The following is a 26,597-nucleotide window of genomic DNA, read 5'->3' as shown; positions in this document are numbered from 1 at the left end:
TTCGGGCGGCTTCTCGTGGGTGCAGCGCGCGGTGGCGTGAAGGACGGCGGAAAGGTCGACGGCGGCCGCGCCGCGCTCCTCTCTCGGGCCCGGCATCGGGAAAGGCCGCCGCCCGGCCTCAGCACCTCGTGCTCGACCACGGACGCGGCCAGCGGGGTTTGGCGTCTACGAAGCCGGCCGAACGTACCGGCCGGCAGTTGCCTACCAGCGGTAGGTGGCAAAGGACCCCGCCGGTACGGTCGCCACGAACTTCCGTCCGCCGACGGTGACGCGGACCGTGCGGTCGGCACCGGAGCTGTTGCCGAGGACGGCGACATAGCCGCTCCTGCCGGAGCGGTAGACGACGTTGCTCACGCCGTTCTGCGCGGCGCTGGACTCCAGGCGTACGTCACCGGGCTTGAGGTATTTCGCGAACTGGCCCATGGCGTAGAGCTCGTCGCGGACTGTGAAGTCCTTGGTGTTCGTGTTCACCTTCACCAGCCGGTCCGGCCACTTGGTGGTCGCCGCGACCTGGTCCCAGTCGATGTTGTTGTCGCGGGCGGGTGTCCAGTGCAGCGTGCCGCCGTCCTGGTCGGTGGTCTGGGCCCACAGGATGTAGGAACCGGCGTCGAGTCGGAAATAGTCGAGGATGGTCGACGGCGACAGGTCGCTCGTCTCCGTCATCTCCACCGGCTTGCCTGTCTGTTCGTAGGCGTCGCGCATGACGGTGGGGTCGCCCCAGTAGGGGTGGAAGGCGATGGCGTCGGCGGCCTTGCGTACCTGCTCGCCCTTGACCGAGCCGTCGGGGGCGTCGTCGAAGATGCGGTGGTAGTTCTTGGTCGCGGTGCTGTTGGGGTCGCGCCAGTCCCAGAAGTTGAAGTCGTGCACGTACAACTGGGTCTTCAGCCGGGCCGACTTCAACTCCCGCTTTATCGCCAGGGCGAGCTTCTGCTGCTGGGCGACGCTGATGTCCATGGCCGGGTAGACGACGTCCATGCCGGGCTCGTTGAGGAGGGTCAGCGCGTCGACGCGGATGCCGTGCCGGGCGTACGCCTGGACGTACTTGACGTAGTAGCGGGCGAAGACGTCGATGCAGTCGTCGCGCAACTTGCCGACCTGGTAGTAGTCGGTCGTGCTGCCCGGCTTGAGCGCGACCTCGCCGGTGAATTGGTTGTTCGTCTTCATCCAGGCCGGTGCGCTCCACGCCGACGCGAAGAACGTGGCGCGCGGGTTGTAGTGCTGGATGAGCTTGATCGTGTCGATGATGTGCAGGTCGACGTCGCGCTGGACGGAGAAGTGCTTCAGGCCGAAGTCGTCCTTGACGCCCGCGGGCAGGTCGTCCTCCGACCAGAACGGGAGATGCTCGATGAGGTCGGGGCTGCCGATCGTCAGCCGGAACCGGTCGAGACCGGCGCCGTGCACGGGGTCGACGAGCAGCCGTATGGCCTCACGGCGTTTCGCGGGCGTGAGTTTCCAGAGGTTGGACACGCTTGTCTCGTCCAGGGAGAAGCCGATGCCCTCGTACTTCTGCCGCAGGTCTTTCGGGTCGGCGGCGACGGTGGCGTCGACCGGTCCCGATGCGGCGCCGCCCGTCCGTACGGCCGGCAGTGACTGCCAGGCGTGGGCCGCTCCGGCGGAGAAGGTGCCGGTCACCGCCTGGGTGTGGGTGCTCCGGTCCGCCTGTGCGGCCGGGCCCGTGCCGATCAGCACGGACAGTGTCGTGGCCGCGACGGCCGCCATGGTCGTGAATGAACGTCTCACAGCTCACAACTCCCCACTCCGGCAACATCGTTGCGCAGCGATCCAAGCAATGTCCGTAGTGTTAAGTCAAGGCTTGAATAAAGAGTTGATGCCTTTCCGGTCGAGCCGTCGCGACCCGCGGGCGTTCCCGGTGCCGCACGGTAGTGGCGGGTCACCGAGCGAAGCGGTAGTCGCTCCACGTCAGCGGGGTGCGGGTGTACTTCGCGTACGGACGTCGCCGGAGCGGGCGTGGCTGGCTCCAGGTCCAGCCCTGGAACAGCTCGACCCGCGCCGCCCGGCCCCACAGCCTTCCCAGGGCCGCGCTGCTCAGCTCGTCCAGTACCTCCTGGTACGTCACCGTCTTGAGGTACTTGCCGACCCACAGGTCGTTGGTGCAACGGGCGGCTCCCCGGGTGGGCAGCACATCGTTGGTGCCGATGACTTTGTCGCCGTAGCGCGAGGGGGAACGCTTTCTTCCTGCGCAGCGCCCGCTTGTTCGTCGTCCGGTACCGCCCCAGGAGCAGAACGGACGGACTGTTGCCCTGCTGCTTCCCGGGCGGCATGGATGTCCGGATCAGTGACATGCCGCGCGCCACACCCATGCGTGCTTGACGCGGGGACACCGCCGAGTCCGCCGCCGGCAGCGAGCGAGGGGTGGCGTCCGTGGCGCGGTCTCCATCTGTATTAACTGTTCCAATCAATTGACTCAAACACTTGCTCTCCGATCGGCCGCCGGAACGAACCGCCGGTGCCGCCCCTCAATCTCGTTGCCGACTACGGCGGTGGCGCGATGTTCCTCGCCTTCGGCATCGTGGCCGCGCTGTCCGAGCGGGAGACTGGCGAACCAGGCCGGCGGAGCGAACGTGAACCAGCTGATGTCCAGCGATCCCGCGGATGTGGAGGCGCTGGCAGGCATGGCCTGGTTGACGGGTGTGCCCGTCGAGGTCGAGCGTCTCTGAGCCGCTACTTTTCAAGAACCGCCGCAAGCAGCGGCTGGCCCGCGCGGCCGTCGTACCGCAGTCGCGGCTTGCCCCAAGCCTTGGCCGAGTAAAAGGTCGAGCGGTAACCCCGCACGGATGCTGCGAGCTTGATCTTGCACAATGCCTGCCGCGCCTGCGGGGCGCCGCCATCTTCTACGGGCGGCTGCACCCCCGACCGATCAAACGTCTGCAGAACCCAGGACACTGGGTTCCGACCTCTGAGTCCGTAGCCGGCCCTACTGAGCGTCCTGTGCCTCGATCAGGTCGAGGTCGCGGACGCAGAAGCGGTGGTGTTCGAAGGTCTCGTTGAGCACCGTGCCGAGGCACTGCCGCACCAAGCGGCCCCGGGCGTACGGCGGCCAGACATCGTCGTCGGGTACCGGCGCTCGCGTTGCGAGTTGCGCAGCGGTGACTTCGTCGAGCCAGGCCTCGAGCTCGGCGGCCTGTGCGTCACGCACGCTCACGATCTCGTCGAGGGCCGGATCGAGCGAGAGGTCAAGCCCGTGCGCTCCATGGTAGGGCTCGACGGTCGTCCCGATACCCATCGGCGTGAACAGCTCCGTCGAGCCCAGGCAGCAGCGGCGGAACCACGAGTCGTGGACGAAGACCAGGTGACGCATCGTCTGCACCGCCGACCACTCGTCGTTCACGCTGCGGCGCTCGATGCCGGGCGTACGGCGGATTCGCTCGATCGTGGCGGCCCAGCCGGCATGGAGCTGACGCGACGCCTCGCGCAGATCGGCAGGGTCCTCGGAGCGGATCAGCACCCGCACCGGATGACGCCGGTCGAGCTCTGCCTCGACGTACTCGGTGACCTCGACACCGTTCACCACGAGGTTGGTGACGAGCCCGTCGATCACGGCATCCTGCATGACAACGCCGATCAGGCGTGCCCCGGTCAGATCGCACTCGCGGAACTCCGCACCGTGCAGATCCTCGTCGACATATCGCGTCATGCTCCGCATACTAGGTCCGAGCACCGACAAGCCAGCCTGCCCGGCTTGAGTTGGCCTCTTCCAGGTTCTGACCGAGCGCGAAGAATGCAACAGCGTCGCGAGCGTTGCCAAGGAATCTCCCGGCTGGACCAAGCCCTTCACCGAACCGCGCTGGTGCGCGGGCCATCGACGACCGGCTCGCCCAATAGCGGCACCATCTTCGAGTTCGGCACACACTCCTACCGCCTCGCCCGGACCCGCTCCCGCCACGAGGGCCAGCAGGTCAAGCAGGTCAAGGGTGGGGCCAAATCAAGCCGTCAGCCGGGCCAAATGAGACCGTCATAGCCAACCTGGCTGTTGCGGCAAGGTGGCGGTAGCACGTGCGCGCCCTCCGGACCGCCTGTGCGCGGGTATGGGCGCGTAGTGACGTGATCGGGGTCCGCGGCGCGAGCCTGGCGAGGGCTTCGAGGACCCCTTCGACGTCGCTGGTTGCAAGGCGGTAGTAGCGATGACGGCCCTGCTGCTCGACGGTCACCAGATCGAACCCATCCCTCTAGCCGCGCTCCATGAACGGTCGTTCTTCAGCGGGATGTTGGGCCGCCCGCGCCGCTGTCCCGTTCGCGCCACCCTCTCCCGTGTTTCGGGCCGTTGTCAGTGGCCGGCGATACGTTCCGCATCATGACGGCCATCCCTCATCCGAATACCGTGCGGTGGCTGCTGGAGGTCACCGTCGCCGCCGCCCGCAGGCCCCGCAACCTTCGAAGCGCAGAGGCAACTGCTGCGATCCGTCGCCGCATTCGACCCCGTCTTGCGGACAGTGGGGTCATGATGCCCACGGCGCGCAGCGTCGCACGTTGTGGCGGAGGGCTTCGAGTACGTCGGTGCGGGTCACCTGGGCGGGGAGCAGGCGGTTCAGGTGGGAGGGCATGTCCGGCTGGTCGGGCGGCAGGAAGCCGAGTTGGGCGACGCGGGCCATGCCGTGCGTCCGGGGTTGCGGTGTGGCGGGATGGGCCAGCAGTGGTCCGCCGGCCGGGCGGCCCGCTTCCTCGAGGAAGTCGATGCAGGCTCGTTCGAGGTCTGCTGCGGTCAGCCGAGCCGGGCCGGCGGTGACCCAGTGCAGGCCGGGGGCCGTGGCGTCGCCGCGGATCTGGGCTTCGGCCAGTGCGGTGATGTAGTCGACGAGGGTCTCCATCGGGAGGATGTCGGTCCAGTGGTCGGGCTGGACGGGCAGTCCGCCGGGTCGTGCCTGCAGCATGACGGTGAACAGGGCGTGGGGGAACTGGTGTCGGGGTGCGGTGGGGGCGCTGCGGGCGGCGAACAGGAGGGCGGTGCGCACGATCGCGACGGGCTGGCTGCATTGGGCGGCCAGTTCCTCGGCTCGGCGCTTGGACTGGCCGTACGCGCGCATGGAGCGGGCGGCGAGATCGTCTCCGGGGACTTCGAAGGCGGCTGAGGCGGAGGAGAGCAGGACCACCGGCACACGGGCGTCTTCGGCGAGTTCCAGGATCCTGCGAGTGCCGTCGGCGTTGACGTTGTCGAAGGCGGTGTGGTCGCGCGGGGCGAAGTCGGTGAGACCGCCGCAGTGCACGATCAGGTCGATGCCGGCGGCCAGTTCGCTGCGCTGGCTGGTGTTCAGGCCCAGGCCGTCAGCCGTCAGGTCGGCCTGCACGCAGGTGGTGGCGCCTTGGGGCCGACGCCGGTGAACCAGTGCAGTGACATCGTGTCGGACGGCGAGTGCTGGGAGGAGGTTCGCCCCGATCACGCCGGTTGAGCCGGTGAGGAGGATGGTGGGACGGGCTGCGGTCATGGTGGCCTCGGTGCTGTTGGGTAGGGGGCGGGGCAGCCCTGTGGGGTGCCCGCGACTGGGATGGGGAGGGCCGAGTCGGTGACTGCGGTCAGTTCACGCGCCGCCCGAGGCAAGGAGCCGGTCGTGCTGATGCTGGCAGTGGGCGCAGGGAGGGGCGGCGGCCCGCGGCATTACGGATTCCAGTCATCGCCGTGCGTCCGCTTCCCACATCCCGGAACCGGGCGGTAACGCGTCCGAGTACTCCACCGGGTGGCAGTAGGCGAGGCCATCGAGGGACTCTCCGGCCGCGAAGCGGGTCAGCAGGTCGCCGGCCTGTTTGGGAAGCTCCAGGTGCATCGCATGGTCGGCGTCGTGGACCAGCGTGAAGCGGGCGTCGGGACAGGTCGAGGCGATCTCGCGGCACAGGTCCGGTGGCGTGAAGAGGTCGTGCTCGCCTGTGGCCACCAGGACGGGCGCGGCGATCGCCGGCTGCGGCGACGGCGCCTGCTGCAGCAGCCGCAGGGTGTTGTTGCGGTACTTCGCCCGGTCCGCGTCGTCGATGTCGCGGAACAGGGAATGCAGGATGCGGCGCACTGCCGACTGGCGATTTACGCGCGCGCCCGGCCTGGAGTGAAGGATGATGTCGGCGCTGAGTTCGGCGAACTCCTCCATCCGCTCGCCATCCAACAGGTCCACGGTGCGCCGCAGGTCCTCCCGGATTCCGTCGGGGACCCACAGGAGCGGTCCGGCCAGGGCGATGCTGCGCACCCCCTGGGGATAGCTCTGGGCATAGCGGTAAGCGATGCCCGAACCGTACGAGGCGCCGAGCACGTGCACCTGCCGGTGTCCGGCCGCCCCCAGCAGGTCGTGCAGGGCAGCCGCGAGGAAGTCCACGCCGTAGGAGGCGGGCAGCGTATCCGCATCACCCCACCCGGGCAGGTCCACGGTGAACACGTGAAACTTTTCGGCAAGTACCGCTTCGAAGCGGCCCCACGCCGTCTTGCGCTGGAGGGCCCCGCCGATCAGCACGATGGTCTCCGACGCGGGGTCACGGTGGCGTAGCGTGCGCCCCTCGGACTTGTATCCGCCGTAGCCGGACACCACGAACTCTTCGAAGGCCAAGACGCTCCCCTGCTCCTGCGGTCCTTTGACGGCCCGGCCTCACCGACCGTGACGTCCACACCGCCAGTGCAACGATCACAGCGGCGTGGCGACACGCGGATGGCGTACAGAAGCGCCCTGCCACGACGTGAGATCGAGCCGGGTGGGTTCGTCGGTTCGGGCTGCATCGCGTGAACGGGCCGCAAGGGTGCTCGCCAGGCTCTGTGACCCTGGAGAACTGTCAGCTCCCGCTCGCCTGCGCGACCCCGGTGGGATCCGCGGCAGCCGGGGTGTGGAGGGCGAACAGGCGGGTCTTGATGTGGTCGCTGAGCCATAGAGGTGCCGCGTATTGCAGGGCGGTGCCCAGGTGGGCGTCGAGGCCGACGGTGTACCTGCGACGCGGGCGCGGGACGCCGAGAGCCTTGGCGATGGTGCGGGCCACTGGCTGCGGCCCGCCGGCCGACCTTTGGATGCGGGAGAAGAGTCTTGCGGCACGGTCGTTGAGACCGGCGTCGCCATGGGCCGTGGTGAGGGCGGACAGGTCCTCCTGGGCCCGGTCCCAGAACGGGGTCGCGACGGTGCCGGGCTCGACGAGGACCACCTGCACGCCGTAGCGGCGGGTCTCCATGCGCAGGCTGTGCGTCGCCGCGCTGAGCGCGTGCTTGCTGGCCGCGTACCAGCCGCTCATCGGCGACGGGATCCGTGCGCCGGCGGAGGAGACGGTCACGATCCGCCCCCTGCCTCGCCTGCGCATCGCGGGCAGCACCAGCGTGCACATCCGCAGCGTACCTACGACGTTGACCTCCAGTACCTCACGGATCCGGTCCTCCGAGAGGTCTGTGATCGCACCTGTCAGCGGGATGCCGGCATTGGCCACCAGTGCGTGGGGGCCACCGTCGGTGAGGTCGGCTGCTCCCGCGACGGCCTCCCGGCAGGACACCGGGTCGGTGAGGTCCATGACCACTGCGTCCAACGCCAGACCCTGGGCGCGGGCGGTGCTGACCAGCGCGTCGGCCTTGTCCTTGGAGCGGGCCGTCCCGATCACCTGCCGGCCCTGGCGGGCCAGGAGCAGCGCAGTGGCCAGCCCGATTCCGCTGGTCGCACCCGTCACCAGCACGCTGGCCGGCCAACCGGCGCCGCTTGTCCGCTCATTCACGACTTGTTCGCTCCAGGGATACGCCAGTAGTTGTCCCGCTGTGAACCCAGCCTCGGGCAGTCCCCGGTCCCGGCACGGGCGGTGGCGGACGCGCCTTCGGGGGGCAACGACCATGGACCAGCTCGGGTCACGCACCTGCTCCTGTTACGGAGTTGCCGGTCGCGCCGAGCGCACTGTCAGAGGCAACCAGTGCAGAGGAATCACAGTGGGCACATCAGCACGCTTGCTGCCCTGCCGCTGAAGCTGCTTTGTGGTTACTCTCCGGATTGGTTTTCTTGACGCCGGGAGGCTGGACTAGGCTGCCGCAGTCGTTGGCCACCGAGGTCGGCGGGGCAAGGAGAGGTACACGATGCCGCAAGCGGAATTCGCGAATGGCCCGGCGGGCCCGCCGGGCCGGCGGACGCTCAGTGCGGTGGAAGAAGCGGCCAGGATGGACGCGGTGCGCCGCTACAACATCTTGGACACCCCGCCGGATGGCGCGTTCGACCGTGTTGCGGCGATGGCGGCCCGACTGTTCGAGGTGCCGGTGGCGAGCGTGACGATCGTGGACGAGGACCGGATCTGGTTCAAGGCCGCTCATGGTCTGGAGGGCGTCAGCGAGATCAGCCGGGAGCCGGGTCTGTGCGGTTCGGCGATTCTGTCCGACGAGGCGCTGGTGATCCCCGACACTCTCACCGACCCCGTCGCCTTCGGCAACGCTCTGGTCACCGGGCCGATGGCGGTCCGGTTCTACGCCGCCGCGCCGATCATCACCGGCGACGGGCACCGGCTGGGCACTGTCAACATCCTCGACACCAAGCCCCGGCTGATCACCGAGGCCGACACCGCCACCCTCGCGGACCTGGCCGCGATCGTGCTGGACGAGATGGAGATGCGCCTGTCGGCCCTGAACGCCCTGCGCATCGAGCAGGAGCGGCGCCGGGAGCAGGAGGAGGCCCGACAGCGCACGGAGCGGGACAAGAGGGCCATCGAGGCGTTCGCCTCCACTCTCCAGCGCACCCTGTTGCCGCCGGCGCTGCCGGTGGTACCGGGGCTGGAGCTGGCCTGCCACTACGCCACCGCCTCCCCTCAGAACGTGGGCGGTGACTTCTACGACGTCTTCCCCCTCGACGGCACGAGGTGGGCATTCTTCCTCGGAGACGTGTGCGGCAAGGGCCCCGAAGCTGCCGCCCTGACCTCTCTGACCCGCTACACCCTGCGCGCCGCGGCCCTGATCGACCCCGACCCGGACAAAGTCCTCACCTCGCTGAACACGGCGCTGCTGCTGGACCCGGCTGTCGGCACCCGGTTCTGTACCGCTGTCTTCGGCGTCCTTGAACCGCACGAGAAGGAGGGGTTCACCGTCATGGTGGCCACCGGCGGACACCCCCCGGCCTATCACCTGCGGGGCCAGGCGGCAGTGGAACCGGTGCACCCCAAGGGAGGCATGCTCATCGGCGCCCTCGCCGACGCACGCTTCGCCTCCCACAGCATCCATCTGGCCCCGGGCGAAGGACTGCTCTTTTACACCGACGGGCTGACCGAGGCCCGCACTCGTGGCGGTGAAATGATCGGAGAAGAGGGCTTGATCCGTTTCCTTGCCGCACGCACCGGGCCCGCCGGCGCGGCGGCAGTCATAGGGGACACCGTCGACCTCATCGACGCCACGCCCCACGGGGCCGGTGACGACGTCGCCCTGCTAGCCCTGTCCGTCCCCCTCGCCGACGCCGCAGACGGCCTCACCGCGACCGCCACCGCCCACACCATCGCCACCGCCGGCGAGACGCGGGAGAGCCGACCGTGACCGACTTCCGCCTCACCGCACAGCACACCGACGGCGACCTCGCCCTGGCCCACATCGCCGGGGACCTCGACAGCACCACCGCCCCGCAACTGCGCACCCAGGCACTGGCCCTGATCGAACAAGGCCACCGCCACCTGATCCTGGACCTTCAGGCCGTCACTTTCTGCGACTCCTCCGGCTTCAACGCCCTGGTCGGCATCTTCCGCTGCGCCAAGACCGCCGACGGCACCCTGGTCCTCGCCGCCGTCCCCGACCGCCTTGAGCGGCTGCTGGACATCACCGGCCTGAGCACCCTGCTGCCCGCCCACCCCACCGCCGCCCACGCCCTCGTCGCGCACACCCGCAGCCAGGACACGGCCACCGCGTAACCCCCTGCGGTGGCCGCCAGACAAGGCGGTCACCGCAGCGTCGAGCGAGGGCATGATCGACACGCGGACAGCCTCACCGGCGCCCTCAGCACAGTGACGGCCCCCTGGACGCGTTCCCGTTCCCGCCCCATGCGACCGAGATCCGCATCGCCACGCCCGCGTCCCCGCCACCGGGCAGAAGCTCGATCGGCAGACGGACGCGCTCACCCCCGTGGCTTGGGCCCCTGAGGGCTCAGGCGGTCATGAGTACGCCTTCCGCCACCTTCGCAATGTTGACCAGGGCGACATTGGATTGGTCAGCGATATTGTTGGCGAGGGTGTTGCCGTTGTTGCTGCCATGGCTGCTGGTAGACCCGTCGTTCCCGGCGTTGGCGCCTTGGTTCTGGCTGCCGATCAGGAGGGCACCGATGTCGTCCCCGATGGTGTTGGCCGACGCGGGGACAGCAGCGGCAATGAGAGCGGCGCCGGCGACGGCCGCGGTTCCGATGGCTCGGCTGAAGATCTTGGTCATGCACGGAGAACGACTGCTGCGCGCGGCCGGACACGGGCGTACGGGAAGAGGACCCGCTATCGCATGGCTGGCTCGTTGGACCGGCCATGACGACGACGTACGACACGGCTCCGCGGCCCGCCTCGAAGGCAGAGGGCGCCATCCCGACGACAGTCCGTCGTGGCCGGCCACATCGCCTTCCTGCGCGAAGCCGACCTCGTGGCGCTTGCCGCGTCGCCCGTCACTGAACCGGCCCAGACCTCGTCGATCGTGCGTGACAGCTCCCGCAGCCACCGTGCAAGGACGCTGTACGCCTCCTCGGTGCGCTCCTGCACCCGCTGAGCACGCTCGGCCTGATACCGCAGCTTCTGCTGGCCCTCGGCAAGTCGTAAGTGCCCGGCAGTGGCGCGTTCCAAGACTTCTACATCACGCTCCGACTGCCGGCTTGCACCGGTGCAGCCAAGCCACGTACCGACGGCCAACAACACGAACATGCCCATAGCCGTCCAGATTTGAGCACCGATGTGTGACGCCATGGCCGCAGCTTGCCCTCGCGCAGGCGTGCCGACAACGCGGCGTGCCAACGGTAGTCGGGTGCGCTACGTGGCGTCGGTCACGCCGTGTCGACGCCGGGATCCTCGCATGTGCAGCTCGGCTAGGCCGGCGAGGGCGAATTTGGCGGAGGGCGGTCAGTGGCCGATCGATAGGCCTCACGCTTCCTGCGGCACGAGAAGTGCTCGCGCAGTCCTTCGGGTCCTTGGAGGCTTGCGGGCTCTCCGCAGCCGAAGCGGCAGAGTGGGATCGCTTGCCCTGATGCGTGGACCGGAACCCTGGCGGTCTCGGTCTCCTCGGGACGGGACTCGAAGACGATGGCGCGTCTGCCACGCCCCTGTCGTGGTTCAGCCGGCACCTCCGAAGCCGGACGGTCCTCGGTGCACCTGTCGCGCCGGTTCCCCTGCCGTACGGACGGCTGGCTCTCCGTCCGCCCGGCGCGGCAGTTGATGCCGCGACAGAGCGGGCACGGAACCCTTTATCCGGAGCCTGATCGTGCGTGCCTGAGGGCGCAGTGCGAACGGGGGCCATACGTCGGGGCCGCAGGCGCGGGAGCCGAGGCCGTGCTGGGCCGCGTCGATGATCAGGTGACTGGTCGTCGAGTCGGGGAGCTCGAAGGGGTGCCGGGCCTCGGTGATCTGATGAGGGGTGTGGCGGCTGAGAGTGAAGCCGGGGCGCCGGCCCTGGGTGTCGGGCAGGGCGGTGATGCGCAGCACGCGCTCCGCGCCGCTGGTCAGCGTCAGGTGCCGTAGTCCGGAACGGTGCCCGGTTTCCTGGGGGCGCGCGTAGTCGACCGAGAGATCACCGACCGGGGCGGCGAAGAGTCCCGTGCGTGCCGCGTGGAGGCTGTCAGGGTAGGACTCGAACGGGCCCAGCCCGAACCACTCGGCACCGTCGACGGGAGCCGTGCCGTCGGGCAGGCCGAAGTGCACACCGATCCTCGGCCACACGGTCCGCCAGCCGCTCGACGGTTCGATCTCCACGCGCAGTTCGAGTTCGTCCCCCTCGACCGACCAGAGGGTCTCCACCGTCACGGACAGGGCGGAGTGCGCGGCGGAGACCTTGTCGACGGTGCGCAGGGCGTCGGCCGCGTGCTCCAGGGTGACCCTCCGTGCGGTGAGCCGGTCCAGGCCGTCCCCGCGCCACAGGTCGGCGCTGGACACCCCGGCGACACTGTCGTCGCTGCCTTCGAGGCGGTCTCCCGGGGCCTCGTCGTTGTCCGTGGGGGCGCGGAACAGTTCCAGCCGCGGTCCGGTGACGGCGCGACCGGCGAGACGGGTGAGCGACCCGTCGGCGAACTCGGCGATGCCGAGGGTGAGGGTGCCGTCACCCGGCCGCCAGTCGGCGCGCGGACGGGCGCGGGGGACCGGCCGCCGCACCGAGTGGTCGTACTGCGCGGTCGCGACGACGTGTCCCTGCGCCGCCCAGGCGGTGTCCGTCGCCAGTACCGCGTCGATCGTGAGCCAGGTCTCGGCGTCCGGGGACACCGTGACCCGGGGAAGCGTCACCCGACCCGACTCGCCCGCCGCGACCACGGGGACATCCAGTTCGCCCGAGTCCACGGACACTCCGTCGTGCTCGACCCGCCAGCGAAACCGCAGATCCGACGTGTCGGCCGAGTGCCGAAGGTTCGTGATCGCGGCCTTCTCGCCGTCGAAGGCGAAGCGCAGCGGCTGCACGACCGCCTTGAACTCGTGGAGGCTGGGCGTGGGGACGTCGTCGCTCAACAGCATGCCGTCCATCACGAAGTTGCCGTCGTGCACGACCTCGCCGAAGTCGCCGCCATAGGCGTAGTACGGAGTTCCGTCCGGGGCCGTCGCCAGGAGGCCGTGGTCCCGCCACTCCCAGACGAAGCCGCCGTGCAGCCGCGGATACTCGTGTACGAGCGCCTCGTACTGATCGAACGCGCCCGGCCCGTTGCCCATCGCGTGGGCGTACTCGCACAACAGGAACGGTTTGCCGCGCTGACGGGCACTCTGCGCCGGGGTGCAGTCCAGGAGGGTGGACGAGGCGTCGTCGGTGCAGACCCGCTCGATCTCCGGGACCGTCGGGTACATGCGTGAGTAGACGTCCGTGTACTCGCCGGTGTGGTCGCCCTCGTAGTGCACCGGCCGTTCGGTGTCCCGGGCGTGGACCCATGCCGACATCGCGGCGAGGTTGCTGCCGGTGCCCGCCTCGTTGCCGAGGGACCAGATGACGACGCTGGGATGGTTCTTGTCCCGCTCGACGGTCCGCTGGATGCGGTCGAGGTAGGCCGGGCGCCACGCCGGGTCGTCGCTCGGGTTGCCGACCCAGCCGATCTTGTCGAAGCCGTGGGTCTCCAGGTCGCACTCCAGGACGACCCAGAACCCGAGTTCGTCGGCGAGGTCGAGGAGCCGGGGGTGCGGAGGGTAGTGGCTGGTGCGGATGGCGTTCACGTTGAACCGCTTCATCCGGGCGAGGTCCTCGCGCGCGTGCCGCTCGTCGAAGACCCGGCCGCGCTCGGGATGCGCCTCGTGACGGTTCACCCCGTGGAAGACCACCCGGCGGCCGTTGACCAGGAATTGGTCGCCGCGGATCTCGACCGTGCGGAAACCCACCCGTAGGGCGATGCTCTCCGCCGCCGAGGAGACCGTCGCCTCGTACAGGCGCGGCTCCTCCGCAGACCAGGGCTCCACCCCGGCCACGTCCAGCGGGGCCACCTCGGCCGCGGTCGCCCAGACCCGCTCGACGCCGAGTTCGGGGATCCGCAGGGTGACCGGGAAGGCCGACGCGTCGGCGGTGACCTCCGGGTCGATCCGGCCCTGCCCGGCGGCGTAACCGGTCCTGAGCCAGACGTCCTCGATGCCCCCGGCCGGCCGGGCGAGAAGGGTGACGTCACGGAAGATCCCCGGCAGCCACCACTGGTCCTGGTCCTCGAGATAGCTCGCCGCGGACCACTGGTGCACCCGCACCGCGACGACGTTGTCACCCGGACGCACCGCGTCCGTCACATCGAACTCGTGGGCGAGCCGGCTGCCACTGGCGCCGCCGGTCTCCACGCCGTTGACCCACACCGTGAAGAGCGACTCGACCCCGTCGAACCGCAGCACGATCCGCTCGGCGCCCGACCAGCCGTCGGGTAGGTCGAAGTGGCGGCGGTAGTCGCCCGTGGGGTTCTCGTCCGGGACATGGGGCGGATCGATCGGGAACGGGTACTGGATGTTCGTGTAGATGGGCCTGCCGTAGGCGCCGTCCCCCTCCAGCACCCAGTGCGCGGGCACCGCCAGGGTGTCCCAGCCGTCGTCCGAGAAGTCGTCGGCTACGAAGTCCGTCGCGACCGACGCCGTGGGGGACAGCCGGAATCGCCAAGCCCCGTTCAGGGAGAGGGAAGGAGCGTCGGAGTGCAGCCACGAGCGCGCCGTGCGCAGTGCGCCGCGCCCCGGTGCCGGGTCCGAAACATACGCGGAGAGCTCGGAGAGCAAGAGGTCACGTCTTTCTTCGTGGGGGCTCGGTGGACGTCGCCCGTGCCGTGACGGGGGCGGGGATCGGTGACGGCCGGCTCGTACGGCTGGTGGCGGGTGTGGGGGGCGGTCGTGGTCGGCGTGTACGGCCGGTGGCGGACCGGGGGGCAGGCCACGGTCGGCGTGTACGGCCTGTGGCGGAGCAGGGAACAGGCCACGGTCGGCGTGTACGGCCTGTGGCGGACCGGGGGGCAGGCCACGGTCGGTGCGGACGGCCTACGGCGGGTGTGCGCGCCGGTCGAGTGGAGTTCGTACGACTGCCGCCGGAAAGCGGCGTAGGTCACGCTCGGCTCGTCCGGCCCAGGTCGGGACCCTCCGGCGTTCGCGTCCGGTCCGTACGATCCGCCGCGGGACCAGGTGACGGTCACGGCCGGCTCGTGGGGACCGTGGGGTACTGCCTCAGCACGACCGTGCGGATCTCCCAGGGCGCGAGGGCGAGTTCGAGGCCCTCCTGCGCCGGCGTGGTGGAGAGCGGCCGGCCGAGCAGGTCGACCGTGGTGGCCTCGGTGAAGTCACCCGTCAGACGGGCGGTCGATCCGCTGTCGCTCAGCGCGGCGAGCCGCACCTCGATGCCGTTCCCGACTCCATGCTCATCCCCGTCGGCGGGGACCCGGCGGATGCTGGAGACGAACACGTCCTTGCCGTCGACCCGGACGCCGCTCATGTCGGCCGGCAGGGCGCCCCCGGCGGGTGCGGTACCCCGCGTGACGAGCACGTCGTTGCGGAACTCCTCGGCGAGGGCGACCGCGTCCGCCTCCTGCCAGCCGGCGGCCGAGGGCAGGACGGCGAGCCGGCTCTCGATGCGCATACCGAGGTCCTGCGCGCCCGGGGCGGGGATCTCGCTTGCCGCGGGCTCGTCGCGCAGGGGGTGGATGTTCACGCTGATCGAGCCGATCGCGCGCAGCAGCGTGAGGGCCAGCGCCGAGCCGCCGTCGACGAGTTCGTACTCGCTGGAATGGTCGAGGAGGACGGTGGCCGGCCCTGCCGACACGAAGGTGCTCGCCGGGAAGGTCGGGAGCGGGTACTCGCCCCAGCCGCCCTCCGCCGTGAGTCCACGCTCGGTGACGGCGAACTGGCCGGCGGAGGCGGACGTGGTCACGGGCCGGGGGAGCGGCACATGGAACCGCAGCCGGTGGTCGGCGGACCGGTTGAGGAAGGCGGTCGAGATGCGCACGAACGGCTCGCCCGTGCGCAGCTCCACCAGCATCTCCACCGGGGTCGGGACGGTGGTGCCGCCGCGCACGTCACGGTCGGCGGCGAGTGCGGCGGGCCACTCGTAGACGCGGGTGACGCGCAGCCGGGCACGCAGCGGCCCGTTCTCGACGAGCTCGACGGTGATCCGGGTCGGCTCCGACACCAGCTTGTCCCGGGCCGGGGGAGCGTAGTTGTAGCTGTCGCCGCGGTCACCGCCGTCGACCAGGCGGCCCACCCCTGACAGGACTGTGCCGTCCGCGCCGGTCACGATCAGGGTGCCGTCGTCGGCCACCACCACCTCGACCAGGCCGTTGGACAGCGCGTCCGCCGCAGGCGTCACGGTGGCCGTGGCCGGCGTGAGCCGCGGCGCCGGGGCGGTGTCCCCTTCGGCCGCCGAGACCCGGACAGCGGCCAGCCCGGAGGCGGGCACGTGCACCGGCACCAGCGCCGTCGCCCGCGCTTCGGCCAGCGTTCGCACCTGCCACTCGCCCGGATGCGCGGCCGCCGCGGCGGCGACCTCGCGACGCAGGATCAGCAGGTCGAACGGCCCGCCGGCCGGTACCTCGGCGAGGTGGAACACCAGTGATCCCGGGGTGAGTTCGTAGCGGTCGATCAGCAGTCCGAACAGTTCCCGACGGTGGATACGGCGCAGTACGCGTTCGAGCTGCGAGGCGTCCATGCGCTCGTCGCTGAGCACGGTCGGGTCCTCGGAGATCAGCTGCACGGGATGCGTCGATCCGTCGGCGCCGGTGGCCACGAGCGCGGTCCCGGCAGCCGGGGCCAGGACATCCACCTCCACCAGTGCCGTGCGTGGCGCCGGCAGCGGATTGGCCACCAGGTAGGCGTCGCTCGGCACCCGGGCGGCGGGCTCGGCGAGCGCCGCGTCCCGCACGGCACGGGCGGTCTGCGCGGCCTCGGCGAGCCGCGCCGCGACCTGGTCGCAGGTCTCGTCGGTGCCGGAACCGACCACCGAGTCGTGCGCGGTGGACTCGATGATCTTGTGCCAGGCGAGGGAGAGGAAGGCAGAGTCGTCGCGTCGCGACCACAGCGCGTTCACGCGCTCGGCGTGGTCGACCGTCCGCTCGGCGACGGCCATCCGCTGCTTGAGCCCGAGCCGCACGGACAGCACGCCCGGCAGGATGTTGCCCCGCACATGGCTGCGCAGCTCACCGGTGACGACGGAGGTCACCTCGTCGCGTACATGCCCCCGGATGTACTCGTCGAGCGTCGCGACGGTGATCGGCAGCTCCGCGCCGGACGCCTTGCGGAGCCAGGCAGCCAGCTGCGGGTCGGGCGCGTTGTGGTCGGTGCCCGCCATGGCCAGCACCGGGTCGCCGCCCCACCGCTCGGCCGTCATCTGCGCGTACTCGCCGAGCGCGCGGCCGATCTGGTCGGGCACCAGGAGGACGTCCAGACCGTTGTCGTAGCCGTCGAAGAGGAACTCGGTGCGCACCTCGGAGCCGTCCGGGGCGCGCCAGTGGAAGGCGTGCCCTTCGACCGAGCCGGGTACCCCGCGCCACAGCGCCGCGTGCTCGATCCCGGCGCGTGCCAGGATCTGCGGCATCTGCGCGACGTGGCCGAACATGTCCGGCAGATAGCCGATGGGCATCGCGCCGCCGAGCCGCTCCGCCGCGGCCCACCCCATCTGGAGGTTGCGCACGATGGTCTCGCCGGAACACAGGAACTCGTCGAGCAGGATCAGCCAGGGGCCGATCGCCAGCCGGCCCTCGCGGACCAGGGCCACCACCCGGTCGCGGTTCTCCGGACGCATCTCCAGATAGTCCTCGACCGCGGCCATCTGACCGTCGACGGTGAACCGGAAGTCCGGGTTCGCCTCAAGCGTCTCCAGCACGGTGTCCAGGGCGGTCACGAGCCGGTGCCGGAAGACCTGGAAGGGCTCGTACCACTCCCGGTCCCAGTGGAAGTGGGGGACGAATACTGCGGAGTTGGGCATGGCGGGGCGGACCTTCTGTACGGAGTGGGGGACGGCGGCGGTCACTTGAGGGAGCCGGCGGCGAGCCCGCTGCGCCAGAACCGCTGGAGGACGATGAACAGGATGATCACGGGCACGATCGACACCAGCGAGCCCATGATCACGGACTCCTGGAGGAGCGGGGTGCGGGCGGTCTGCCCGTTCCAGGTGAAGAGGCCGAGCGTGATCGGGAAGAGCTCCTCCTTCTGGAGCATCACCATCGGGAGGAAGAAGTTGTTCCAGATACCGACGAACTGGAACAGGAAGATGGTCACCAGCGCCGGGGACATCAGCCTGAACGAGACCGAGAAGAACGTGCGGAACTCGCCGGAACCGTCGAGGCGCGCGGACTCGATGAGTTCCTGCGGCACAGCGGCGTTCGCGAAGATCCTCGCGAGATAGACGCCGAACGGACTGACGATGCTGGGCAGGAAGACCGCGAAGTAGGTGTTGACGAGTCCGACTTGGGAGAACAGCAGGAACAGCGGCAGCGCCAGCGCGGTGCTGGGGACCAGCACGCCGCCGAGAATCACCGAGAACAGGAACTCCCGGCCGCGGAAGCGGAACTTGGCGAGCGCGTAGCCGCACAGCGCCGAGATGAGGGTACCCACGGCCGCGCCCAGCACGGCGTAGACGACCGTGTTGAGGATCCATCGGGCGAAGATGCCGCCGTTGAAGGTGAACAGGGTGTGCAGGTTGTCGAACAGCTGGAAGTTCGAGAATGCCAGGCCGCTGGTGGAGGCCAGGTCGCCCTGCGGTTTGGTCGCCGCGACGATCAGGAAGTAGAGCGGCAGCAGGAAGTAGATGGCCAGCACGAGCATCAGGGCCATGAGGGCCGTACGGCTCACGCGGCTTTCCTGGACACGGGATTGATTGGTCACAGTCCCGCCCTCTTGGAGGTCAGTCGCATGAACCCGAAGCTCAAGACGAAGGTGATGACGGCGACGACCACCGAAATGGCGGCGGCCTGCTGGTAGTTGTTCCCGATGGCCACGGTGTACGCCAGCATGTTCGGGGTGAACGTGCTGGAGATGTTCGAGGAGATCTGGCGCAGCACGGCCGGCTCGGAGTACAGCTGGAGTGTGCCGATGATCGAGAACACCGTGGTCATGACGATGGACGGGGCGATGATCGGGACCTTGATGCGCCAGGCGATGGACCAGTTGCCGGCCCCGTCGATCCTCGCGGCCTCGTAGAGTTCCTGCGGGATGGACTGCAGCGCCGAGAACATGATCAGCATGTTGTACCCGGTCCACAGCCAGGTCGAGATGTTCGCCGCCGACCACAGCACGGCACCCGGGCCGAGGAAGTCCGGCTTGAGACCGATGCCGTTCAACAGGTCGACGATCGGGCTGAGTTGCGGCGAGTAGAGATACGACCACATGATCGCGGCGATGACGCCGGGCACCGCGTACGGCATGAACGCGGCGGTGCGGAAGAACCCCTTGAGCTTCAGCAGGTGGGTGTCGAGGAGCAGTGCCATGATCAGCGCGGTGAACAGCATCACGGGCACCTGCACGATGCCGAACAGGCCGATACGGCCGATGCTGTTCCAGAACTCGTCGTTCTGGAACACCTCGACGTACTGCTCGAAACCGCCGAACGTCGTGTACGAGGTGCCGTACTGACCGCCGGAGCGGCGGACCACGCGGAAGCTCTGCCAGAGCGCGTAGCCGATGGGCACCAGGTAGAAGAGGACGAACGGCAGGAAGAAGGGCGTCAGGAACGCGGCGATGGTGCCGGCCCGGGGGCCGCCGACGTCCAGACGCGGACGGCGGCGGCCCCGGGGCGGTGGCGACACCGCATCGGTGGGGCGGGTGGCGATGTCGGTCATTCCGTGGTCACTTGCCCGCCGTGGCCGGGATCGCCAGGTCGTCCATCGACTTCAGCGCGGACGCCTGGGCAGCCGCGAGCGCGTCGGTCAGCTTGCCGTCGCCGGCCACCGCCTTGGACATCGCGTCCTGCAGTGCCAGGTTCACCGTCTTCTGGGTGGGACCCCAGCTGAAGTCGGTGTCGACCTTCTTGGACGACGCGGCGAAGACGTCGAAGATCTTCTCGTTGTTGTAGTACGGCACGCCCTTGGACAGCGCCGGCATGTCCAGCCCGTCGGTGGACGCCGGGTACAGGCCGCCCACGTCGTTCGCCATCGCGAGTGCGTCGGGGTCGGTGTTCAGCCACGTGTTGAACTCGGCAGCCTCGTAGAGGTGCTTGCCGCCCTTCATGAACGCGACGGTCGAACCGCCCCAGTCGCCGGAGTTGCCGTCCGCACCCCAGGTCGGCATCGGGACGATCGACCACTTGCCGGCCTGGTCGGGAAGGTTGTCACGCATCCCCGTGTAGCCCCAGGCCGCCCCGATCTGGGTGGCCATCTGGTTGTTCTGGTAGGCGGCGAACATCTGCGTCGACCCGTTGGCGAGGTCGGTACGCACGAGCTTGTCGTCGATCAGCTTCTGCCAGTAGTCGGCGACCTGCTTGCTCTTGTCCGACTCCACGGTGACGTGCCACTTGTCGTCGGAGTAGCTGTACATGTTCGCGTTGTTCTGCCAGAGGAGCCCGTTGAACCATTCGGCGTTGTTCGGGTCGAAGAACGTCATGGTGAGCTTCGGGTTGGCCTTGTGCAGCTTCTCCGCGGCGGTGGTGTACTCGTCCCAGGTCGTCGGAATCGGGACGTCGTACTTCTTGAAGATGTCGGTGCGTACGTACATGGCCATCGGGCCCGTGTCCTGCGGAAGGGCGAACACCCCTTCGCCGCCGAAGCTGGCCTGCGACCAGGTCCACGGAACGAACTTCGACTTGGCGCCGGCGGCCGTCTTGCAGGCCGAGGCGTCAACGAAGGCGTCCTGGGAGCGGAGGGTGGGCAACTGGTCGTAGCCGACCTGGGCGAGGTCCGGCGCCGTACCGGCCTTGAGGGCGTTGCCGATCGCGCCGTACTGGTCGTTGGAGATGTTCTTCGACTCGACCTGGATGTCGGGATGTTCCTTGTTCCACAGGTCGACGACCTTGTCCATGCCGTTGACGGTGTTCCAGTACTGGAGGGTGACCTTGCCCTTGGAGGGCTTACAGGAGGCGGCGGACGCGTTGTCGGACGACGAGTCGGACGACGAGCACCCGGCGAGGACGACCATGCCGGCGGCCGCGGCTGCGATGACGAGGCGAGTACGTGTGACTGTGCTGCTCATATCTTCCGTTCCAGAGAACGACTAGCGACGGTGCTAGGCGGGGTCGACGTTGACACCTGGAGGCGGATGCCTTCTGGTTGGAATGTGATTCCGTGAGCGGTACCGTGAGCGCTCACGGGAGCGGTAACGGGGCGCTGATGAGAGGGCTTGTCGTGAAGTGATTGGGATTTTGCGCTTCGGTTGGGTCGAGTGTCAAGGCTCCGGAGCCAGGGGAGCGCGACCAACCGTTCGCACACGTGGTCGCACCACAATGGCGGCCCGGGGCATACTCAGTGACCCTTGCGACGCGCGCGCGTCGACAATAGGCGGAGGTGAACGATGGCGTCGTCCGGGACCGGACCCCGCCGGGTGACGATCGACGATGTGGCCCGCAGCGCCGGGGTGTCCCGGCAGACGGTGTCCCGGGCGCTCAACGACAAGGACGAGATCGGCGTCGCCACCAAGCAGCGCGTCCTCGATGCCGCCCTCGCGCTGGGATACCGGCCGAGCCGGTTCGCCCGAGGCCTCGTCCGCCAGGACACGATCAGCGTCGGGCTGGTGATCCCCGATCTGCTCAACCCCTTCTTCACCGAGGTCGCCGCCGCCTCGCTGGACGAGGCACGGGCCCGCGGCTGGCATGTCGTCGTGTGCGAAACCAGTGATCGCGTCGAGGAGGAGCGGGGCACCCTGGAGGCGATCGCCTCGCAGGTGGACGCTGTCGTGGGGTACATGAGCCTGGCCGAGGAGGAGATCGACCGGCTGACCCGGGGGATGCCGGTTGTACTCATCGACCGGGAGCACCGCACGGAGCGGTTCAGCGCGATCCGGATCGACGGAGAGCAGGGCGTTGCCTCCGCGATCCGCCATCTGGCCGAGTCGGGACACCGGCGGATCGGCATGCTCGATCACGCGGGTCGGTCCGAGCCGAGCAACCGGCACGACTGGTTCGCCGCCGCGATGGACGCCTGCGGACTCGACTCCGACGCGGTGTGCCGCGCCGAGCAGAGCGTGGAAGGTGGGGAGGGCGCGCTGAAGGACCTGCTCGCCCAGTACCCCGACGTCACCGCCGTGTTCACGTTCAACGACATCATCGCCATCGGCGCACTGCGTGCCGCCCGCCGGCTCGGACGCCAGGTCCCCCAGGACCTCGCCGTTATCGGCTTCGATGGCCTTCAGCTCGGATCCCTGATCGAACCGCCACTGTCCACCGTCGCCCTCGACACCCGGGAGCTCGGCGCGCTCGCCGTCGAACAGGCGGCGCGGCTGCTGACCCGCAGCGGCGGACTCAGCCGGGACGAGATGGTGGTCCACGGAAGACTGCGGTTGCGGGAGTCGGCGTAGGGTCGGCCGGCGCTCTCCGCCGGCAGGGCGCGCGAGCGGAGCCGTTCCCGCCGATGACCATCCGTCGTCGCCCTGGCCTGATACGAACCCGGCGAACGCTCCCGGTTGATCCACCGGCCTTGCCCGGACGCCCAGTTCGAAGGACGCGAAAGCTGCTCCAAGCGAGACAGAGCGATGAACGGGATACGGCCTGGCCGCATGTTCGGTATCTAGCGCATCTGTTGTATCCCGTTTACCTTTTGCTCGACGGCGCAGGGGGTTGTGCGCCGTGCCCCCAGTTACCCACAGGTTTCGTGCCACCCAGGAGATCAACGTGCCTACTACCCGAAGAGACTTCGCCAAGACCTCGGCCGGCGCGGGAATCGCCCTCATAGGTGCCGCAGGTGTGCTGTCCACCGCCAGTTCGTATGCGTACGCCGCCGAGACGGCCGAGGACGCCAGGAGCAGGGGCCAGGATCTCGACGCCACTGAGCAGGTCTCGCAGGCGCACCAGAGCAAGACCGGGTACGGACCGCTGATCGACGACCCCGACGGGCTGCTCGCGCTCCCCGCCGGGTTCTCCTACAAGGTGGTCACCCGCGCCGGTGTCACCAAGCTGGACTCCGGTGAGTTCACGCCGAACAAGAACGACGGCACGGCCACCTTCAAGGGCACCCGCGGTTCCACGCTACTGGTCGTCAACCACGAGATCCGCGACTCCCGCACGGACCCCCCGCACCCCGTACCGCTCACCCCGGGACTCGTCTACGACCCCAGTGCCCCCGGCGGCTGCACGGTCGTGGAGGTCTCCAAGGACGGCGAGTGCGTGGCCGAATGGGTCGGCGTCGCGGGCACCCAGCAGAACTGCGCGGGCGGCCGCAGCCCCTGGGGCACCTGGCTGACCTGCGAGGAGAACACCGCCAAGGCCGGCCAGAACGGCATGACCAAGGACCACGGGTACGTCTTCGAGGTCGACCCGTACGACCGCCGCGCCAACCAGAACCCCAAGCCGATCAAGGCGCTGGGCCGCTATGACCACGAGGCCGTCGTCGTGGACACCAAGCGCGGTCACCTGTACCTCACCGAGGACGCCTCGGGCCCCAACGGCCTGTGGTACCGCTGGACTCCACCGAAGGGCTTCAAGCACGGCCGGGGCCAGCTGCGGACCCTCTCCGACACCGCCGGTGTGCTGGAAGCCTTCAAGTGCTTCGACTCCGAGGGCCAGTACGTCGACGACCTGTCCCGCGCCACCAAGGCCGGCACCAAGTACACCGTCAAGTGGGTGCCGGTCGCCGACCGTGACGCCAAGACCGTCCCGGTTCGCCAGCAGTTCACCGGGTCGCAGGTCACCCGCGCCCGCAAGCTCGAAGGCATGTGGTGGGCCGACGGCGGCGCCTACGTCGTCTCGTCCTTCGCGCGCGAGGAGAGCCCGGTCCAGCACGACGGACAGGTGTGGTACTACGACCCCGCCCGCGGCACGCTGACTCTCAAGCTGATCTTTGGCGTCAACCCGGAGCCGGACGCGAACGACGGCGTCCTCGACGGCCCGGACAACATCACGGTCTCGCCGTACGGCGGTGTGGTCATCGCGGAGGACGGCGAGGGCATCCAGCACCTGTTCGGCGCCACGGAGGACGGGAAGACCTACCCGATCGCCCGGAACCAGCTGAACGACGGCACCGCGGAGGACCCGAACTACAGCGAGTTCGCCGGTGTCGTCTTCTCCCCGGACGGCACGACGCTGTACGCGAGCATCCAGAACCCCGGCATCCTCTACGCCATCAAGGGGCCCTGGCGCTACCAGCGCTGACCCCACGCTCCGCCTGCCTGCCAGGACTTACTCGGCCGACCCGTCAAGGCTCCCGCGTCCCCCGAGGAACCGGGACGAGCTGATGTCCCCGCCTGACTCCATCGGTGCCCCGGCTGCCCTCGGCGGCCAGGGCACCACATGGGCGACGTGGCCGAGCGCGTTGCCGAGGCCGCGCCGTGGTCGCTCATTGGCAGCAGGCGCAGCATCGCGAAGGCGTTCGTCTCAGCGAGATACGTCGGTCGCAGCAGCACGGTCGTCATGTTCCCGCAGTTCCCGGCACGCCACCACACTGCCTCCCACCAGGGCGGATGAGGTTCTCGGCAGGGGCACGCTCCGGTCGGGCCCTCTGCGTGCCAGGTTCTCGCGACGCACGCAGACAGCGACCGACCGGTCCCGAGACACCAAACCTGATGCGCCCGTTGAGACGCGAGGGTTGACGGTACTCAGTACCCCCTCTAAGTTCACGGCTTGTAAAAAGCCGTGAATCCCTGTGTTACCCCACTGATCGTCCACCACAGTCGCGTCAGCCTCCCGCCTTCGCAACGCCCCGCCCGATCCAGCGCCCGCACCGCACGCCTGGCGTCGGACGAGCGAGTCTCACCGGCTCACACCGAGCGGCAGGCGACATCCCCCACCCGATCAGGAGTTCCCGTGCCTCTGAGACACCCACACTGGTGGCGACCGCGCTCCCGGACCGCCAGTCCCGTGGTGCGCAGCCGTCGGGCCACGCTCGCGCTGACGGCGGTGGCGGTCGGCGCGCTGCTCGCACCCGTCGCTCTGACCACAGTGAACGCACCGTCGGCCCAAGCGGCCGACGCTCCCGTTCAGGTGTACTTCAGCTCGGAGTCGACCGCCTCGGGGTTCGGCCCGGCCAACGCGAACTGGTTCACCAATCCGGCGACGGGGCTCGCCTCGACGCGGTATCAGTTGTCGCGGCAGACCGACCTCACCGCGGTCACCGCCTCGGGCACGGCCACCATCACCGCTGACACGGCCACCCGTTACCAGTCCGTCCTGGGCGTCGGCTCCTCGCTGGAGGAGTCCACGATCTACAACCTGTCCCGGATGAGCGCCTCCGCGCGTACCGCGGCACTGCGCAAGCTCGTCGACCCGGTCAACGGTGCCGGGTTCAACATCGCCCGGATCCCGCTGGGTTCGAGCGACTTCACCTCGCGGCAGTTCTACACCTACGACGATGGCGCGGCCGACCCGAGCCTGTCGCGGTTCTCCATCCAGAAGGACATCGACTACAAGATCATCTCGGTCCTCAAGGAAGCGAAGGCGATCAACCCGAACCTGCTGTTGTTCGGCAGTGTGTGGAGCCCCCCGGCCTGGATGAAGAACAACAACAGCCTGATCGGCGGCACGCTTCCCGACGCGAACATCCCGGTGCTCGCCACCTACTTGCGCAAGGCCGTCACCGCCTACGCGGGCCAGGGACTGCCGCTGTACGCCGTCACGATGCAGAACGAACCGCTGTTCTCGCCGCCGGACTACCCGGGCATGACGCTCACCGCCGACCAGGAACGCAGGATCTCCACCGCACTGCGCGGCGAGCTGAACGGCAACGGCGCCTCGGCCACCAAGATCTGGGCCTACGACCACAACTTTGGCGACGGCCCGGCCTACACCGCCGGGGTCCTCGGCAACCCCGGCTCACCCAGCAGCGCGTTCAACTCGGTCGACGGCGTCGCCTTCCACGACTACGGCGGGGATCCGACCGCCATGGGACAGGTCAAGTCGAGCTACCCGACCAAGGACGTGGCCATGACCGAGCGTGCCGTGTGGGGCACCGCCGGCGCGGACAGGATCGTCCAGTACTTCCGCAACCAGTCGATCATGTACCAGGACTGGGTCACCATGCTCGACCAGAACCGCAGCCCGGAGCAGTGGTCCGGCGCACCCGACCCGACCATGTTCGTCCAGTCGCCGAGCAACCCGGACACGTACTGGGCCCTGCCCGAGTACTACATCGTCGGCCAGTTCTCGAAGTTCATCGCACGCGGTGCCACCCGGGTCCAGACGAACAACGGCACCAGCGGCAACGTCACCAACGTCGCCTTCCTCAACCCCGACGGCAGCCTGGTGACCGTCGTGGTCAACCAGACGGCTTCCAACCAGCCCTTCACGTTGCGGGCCGGCGGCAAGCAGGTCAGCAGCACGCTGCCCGCCAAGACGGTGGGCACGTACATCTGGCCCGACGTCGGCAGCGGCACCAGCGGACCCGTGGACCCGACGAAGTGGTACACGGTCACCAACGCCAACAGCGGCAAGTGCGTTGACGACACGGCCGGTTCGACCGCCAACGGCGCCGCCGTGCAGCAGTGGACCTGCGTGTCCGGCAGCACCAACCAGCAGTGGCAGTTCCAGCCCACCGACAACGGCTACTACAAGGTTGTCAGCCGCAACGCGGCAGGCGCCGTCTGGGACGTCACCGGCGGGACGGGCGCCGCCAACGGAGCGAAGATCCAGCTCTGGTCCTACGGCGGCGGTACCAATCAGCAGTGGAAGGCGATTCCTCAGGCAGGCGGCACCTACACCCTGACGCCACGCAGCAATCCCGCCCAATGCCTGGACGTCACCGATGCCTCCACCACCGACGGCGCCCGGCTCCAGCAGTGGACCTGCTCCGGCGGTACCGGCCAGGCCTTCACCCTCACCCCTCAGTAGGCAGGATCGGCGCTGCCCGGAGTGCGGCCCCCCCCGGGGCGGCCACCGGCGGGCGCGTATAAAAAAAAACCAGCCCCCCACACACAACCATATAGGGTTTTGCGGGGTGGGGGTGTAAATT

The 26,597-nt window shown here is 69.0% G+C and carries 19 protein-coding genes and 1 pseudogene; 8 read left to right on the top strand and 12 right to left on the bottom strand.

The features are described 5' to 3' along the window. Positions 1-201 precede the first annotated feature (201 nt). From ACFVYF_RS16110 to ACFVYF_RS16100, 3 genes are all read right to left on the bottom strand, one after another. The gene (locus ACFVYF_RS16110) at positions 202-1,740 is read right to left on the bottom strand and encodes a glucosidase (protein ID WP_389455837.1); all 1,539 of its coding nucleotides are present in this window, start codon (positions 1,738-1,740) and stop codon (positions 202-204) included. Between the two features lie 151 nt (positions 1,741-1,891). After that, positions 1,892-2,143 (bottom strand): hypothetical protein, encoded by a 252-nt coding sequence (locus ACFVYF_RS16105; RefSeq protein WP_389455836.1) that lies wholly within the window; start codon positions 2,141-2,143, stop codon positions 1,892-1,894. A 792-nt stretch (positions 2,144-2,935) separates the two neighbouring features. Then, positions 2,936-3,766, bottom strand: coding sequence for a DinB family protein (locus ACFVYF_RS16100; RefSeq protein ID WP_389456234.1), 831 nt, complete (start codon positions 3,764-3,766; stop codon positions 2,936-2,938). On the opposite strand from ACFVYF_RS16100, the pseudogene ACFVYF_RS16095 reads away from it, so the two are divergent. Then, positions 3,711-3,979 (top strand): annotated as a pseudogene (locus ACFVYF_RS16095) (hypothetical protein); the annotation flags it as partial. The gene ACFVYF_RS16100 and the pseudogene ACFVYF_RS16095 sit on opposite strands and share 56 nt — an antisense overlap. A 478-nt stretch (positions 3,980-4,457) precedes the next feature. On the opposite strand, the gene ACFVYF_RS16090 reads toward ACFVYF_RS16095, so the two are convergent. The 3 genes from ACFVYF_RS16090 to ACFVYF_RS16080 all read right to left on the bottom strand — a co-directional run bounded on the left by ACFVYF_RS16090 (position 4,458) and on the right by ACFVYF_RS16080 (position 7,677). Next, on the bottom strand, positions 4,458-5,441 hold the full coding sequence (locus ACFVYF_RS16090) for an SDR family oxidoreductase (protein WP_389455835.1): 984 nt from the start codon (positions 5,439-5,441) through the stop codon (positions 4,458-4,460). 183 nt (positions 5,442-5,624) lie between these two features. After that, entirely contained in the window at positions 5,625-6,542 is a 918-nt protein-coding gene (locus ACFVYF_RS16085; protein WP_389455834.1) for an alpha/beta fold hydrolase, read from the bottom strand. A 220-nt stretch (positions 6,543-6,762) separates the two neighbouring features. Next, positions 6,763-7,677 carry an SDR family oxidoreductase gene (locus ACFVYF_RS16080; protein WP_389455833.1) on the bottom strand — a complete coding sequence of 305 codons (915 nt, stop codon included), beginning with the start codon at positions 7,675-7,677 and terminating at the stop codon, positions 6,763-6,765. A 349-nt stretch (positions 7,678-8,026) separates the two neighbouring features. Here ACFVYF_RS16080 and ACFVYF_RS16075 point away from each other — a divergent pair, with 349 nt between their 5' ends. Together ACFVYF_RS16075 and ACFVYF_RS16070 are read left to right on the top strand one after the other, a co-directional pair. After that, entirely contained in the window at positions 8,027-9,460 is a 1,434-nt protein-coding gene (locus tag ACFVYF_RS16075) for a PP2C family protein-serine/threonine phosphatase (protein WP_389455832.1), read from the top strand. Next, positions 9,457-9,828: an STAS domain-containing protein gene (locus ACFVYF_RS16070; protein ID WP_389455831.1), complete on the top strand. Its 372-nt coding sequence runs from the start codon at positions 9,457-9,459 to the stop codon at positions 9,826-9,828. The genes ACFVYF_RS16075 and ACFVYF_RS16070 overlap by 4 nt, the downstream gene beginning before the upstream one ends. Positions 9,829-10,060: 232 nt before the next feature. Here the strand turns inward: ACFVYF_RS16070 and ACFVYF_RS16065 are convergent, their stop codons facing one another. Beyond that, complete coding sequence (locus tag ACFVYF_RS16065) at positions 10,061-10,339, bottom strand: hypothetical protein (protein ID WP_389455830.1); 279 nt, start codon at positions 10,337-10,339, stop codon at positions 10,061-10,063. A 159-nt stretch (positions 10,340-10,498) separates the two neighbouring features. Between ACFVYF_RS16065 and ACFVYF_RS16060 the strand changes: the two genes are divergently transcribed. Beyond that, positions 10,499-10,660: a hypothetical protein gene (locus tag ACFVYF_RS16060; RefSeq protein ID WP_389455829.1), complete on the top strand. Its 162-nt coding sequence runs from the start codon at positions 10,499-10,501 to the stop codon at positions 10,658-10,660. A 557-nt stretch (positions 10,661-11,217) separates the two neighbouring features. Here ACFVYF_RS16060 and ACFVYF_RS16055 read toward each other — a convergent pair. Further along, positions 11,218-14,313 (bottom strand): glycoside hydrolase family 2 TIM barrel-domain containing protein, encoded by a 3,096-nt coding sequence (locus tag ACFVYF_RS16055; RefSeq protein ID WP_389455828.1) that lies wholly within the window; start codon positions 14,311-14,313, stop codon positions 11,218-11,220. Positions 14,314-14,379: 66 nt separating this feature from the next. Between ACFVYF_RS16055 and ACFVYF_RS16050 the strand changes: the two genes are divergently transcribed. Next, entirely contained in the window at positions 14,380-14,631 is a 252-nt protein-coding gene (locus ACFVYF_RS16050) for a hypothetical protein (RefSeq protein WP_389455827.1), read from the top strand. An 85-nt stretch (positions 14,632-14,716) separates the two neighbouring features. Here the strand turns inward: ACFVYF_RS16050 and ACFVYF_RS16045 are convergent, their stop codons facing one another. The 4 genes from ACFVYF_RS16045 to ACFVYF_RS16030 are packed head-to-tail and all read right to left on the bottom strand — an operon-like array spanning position 14,717 to position 20,697. Continuing rightward, positions 14,717-17,500 carry an alpha-mannosidase gene (locus tag ACFVYF_RS16045; RefSeq protein WP_389455826.1) on the bottom strand — a complete coding sequence of 928 codons (2,784 nt, stop codon included), beginning with the start codon at positions 17,498-17,500 and terminating at the stop codon, positions 14,717-14,719. 41 nt (positions 17,501-17,541) lie between these two features. Beyond that, positions 17,542-18,348 (bottom strand): carbohydrate ABC transporter permease, encoded by an 807-nt coding sequence (locus tag ACFVYF_RS16040; RefSeq protein WP_389456232.1) that lies wholly within the window; start codon positions 18,346-18,348, stop codon positions 17,542-17,544. Positions 18,349-18,395: 47 nt separating this feature from the next. Continuing rightward, positions 18,396-19,352: a carbohydrate ABC transporter permease gene (locus tag ACFVYF_RS16035; protein ID WP_389455825.1), complete on the bottom strand. Its 957-nt coding sequence runs from the start codon at positions 19,350-19,352 to the stop codon at positions 18,396-18,398. 7 nt (positions 19,353-19,359) lie between these two features. Further along, positions 19,360-20,697, bottom strand: a complete 1,338-nt coding sequence (locus ACFVYF_RS16030; protein WP_389455824.1) for an ABC transporter substrate-binding protein — start codon at positions 20,695-20,697, stop codon at positions 19,360-19,362. A 318-nt stretch (positions 20,698-21,015) separates the two neighbouring features. On the opposite strand from ACFVYF_RS16030, the gene ACFVYF_RS16025 reads away from it, so the two are divergent. From ACFVYF_RS16025 to ACFVYF_RS16015, 3 genes are all read left to right on the top strand, one after another. Beyond that, positions 21,016-22,017 (top strand): LacI family DNA-binding transcriptional regulator, encoded by a 1,002-nt coding sequence (locus ACFVYF_RS16025; protein ID WP_389455823.1) that lies wholly within the window; start codon positions 21,016-21,018, stop codon positions 22,015-22,017. A 313-nt stretch (positions 22,018-22,330) separates the two neighbouring features. Continuing rightward, positions 22,331-23,806: an alkaline phosphatase PhoX gene (locus ACFVYF_RS16020; protein WP_389455822.1), complete on the top strand. Its 1,476-nt coding sequence runs from the start codon at positions 22,331-22,333 to the stop codon at positions 23,804-23,806. Between the two features lie 705 nt (positions 23,807-24,511). Further along, positions 24,512-26,476 carry an RICIN domain-containing protein gene (locus ACFVYF_RS16015; protein ID WP_389455821.1) on the top strand — a complete coding sequence of 655 codons (1,965 nt, stop codon included), beginning with the start codon at positions 24,512-24,514 and terminating at the stop codon, positions 26,474-26,476. Positions 26,477-26,597 lie beyond the last annotated feature (121 nt).

Source organism: Streptomyces sp. NPDC058274 (assembly GCF_042881375.1).
Taxonomy (GTDB): domain Bacteria; phylum Actinomycetota; class Actinomycetes; order Streptomycetales; family Streptomycetaceae; genus Streptomyces.
This window is presented reverse-complemented; position numbering and strand designations above follow the sequence as displayed.

What these genes read in the sequence shown, in the direction of transcription:
- ACFVYF_RS16090 (WP_389455835.1), bottom strand. Translation starts at nt 5,441, where the DNA reads ATGACCGCAGCCCGTCCCACCATCCTCCTCACCGGCTCAACCGGCGTG.
- ACFVYF_RS16075 (WP_389455832.1), top strand. Translation starts at nt 8,027, where the DNA reads ATGCCGCAAGCGGAATTCGCGAATGGCCCGGCGGGCCCGCCGGGCCGG.
- ACFVYF_RS16065 (WP_389455830.1), bottom strand. Translation starts at nt 10,339, where the DNA reads ATGACCAAGATCTTCAGCCGAGCCATCGGAACCGCGGCCGTCGCCGGC.
- ACFVYF_RS16045 (WP_389455826.1), bottom strand. Translation starts at nt 17,500, where the DNA reads ATGCCCAACTCCGCAGTATTCGTCCCCCACTTCCACTGGGACCGGGAG.
- ACFVYF_RS16040 (WP_389456232.1), bottom strand. Translation starts at nt 18,348, where the DNA reads ATGGCCCTGATGCTCGTGCTGGCCATCTACTTCCTGCTGCCGCTCTAC.
- ACFVYF_RS16035 (WP_389455825.1), bottom strand. Translation starts at nt 19,352, where the DNA reads ATGACCGACATCGCCACCCGCCCCACCGATGCGGTGTCGCCACCGCCC.
- ACFVYF_RS16030 (WP_389455824.1), bottom strand. Translation starts at nt 20,697, where the DNA reads ATGAGCAGCACAGTCACACGTACTCGCCTCGTCATCGCAGCCGCGGCC.
- ACFVYF_RS16025 (WP_389455823.1), top strand. Translation starts at nt 21,016, where the DNA reads ATGGCGTCGTCCGGGACCGGACCCCGCCGGGTGACGATCGACGATGTG.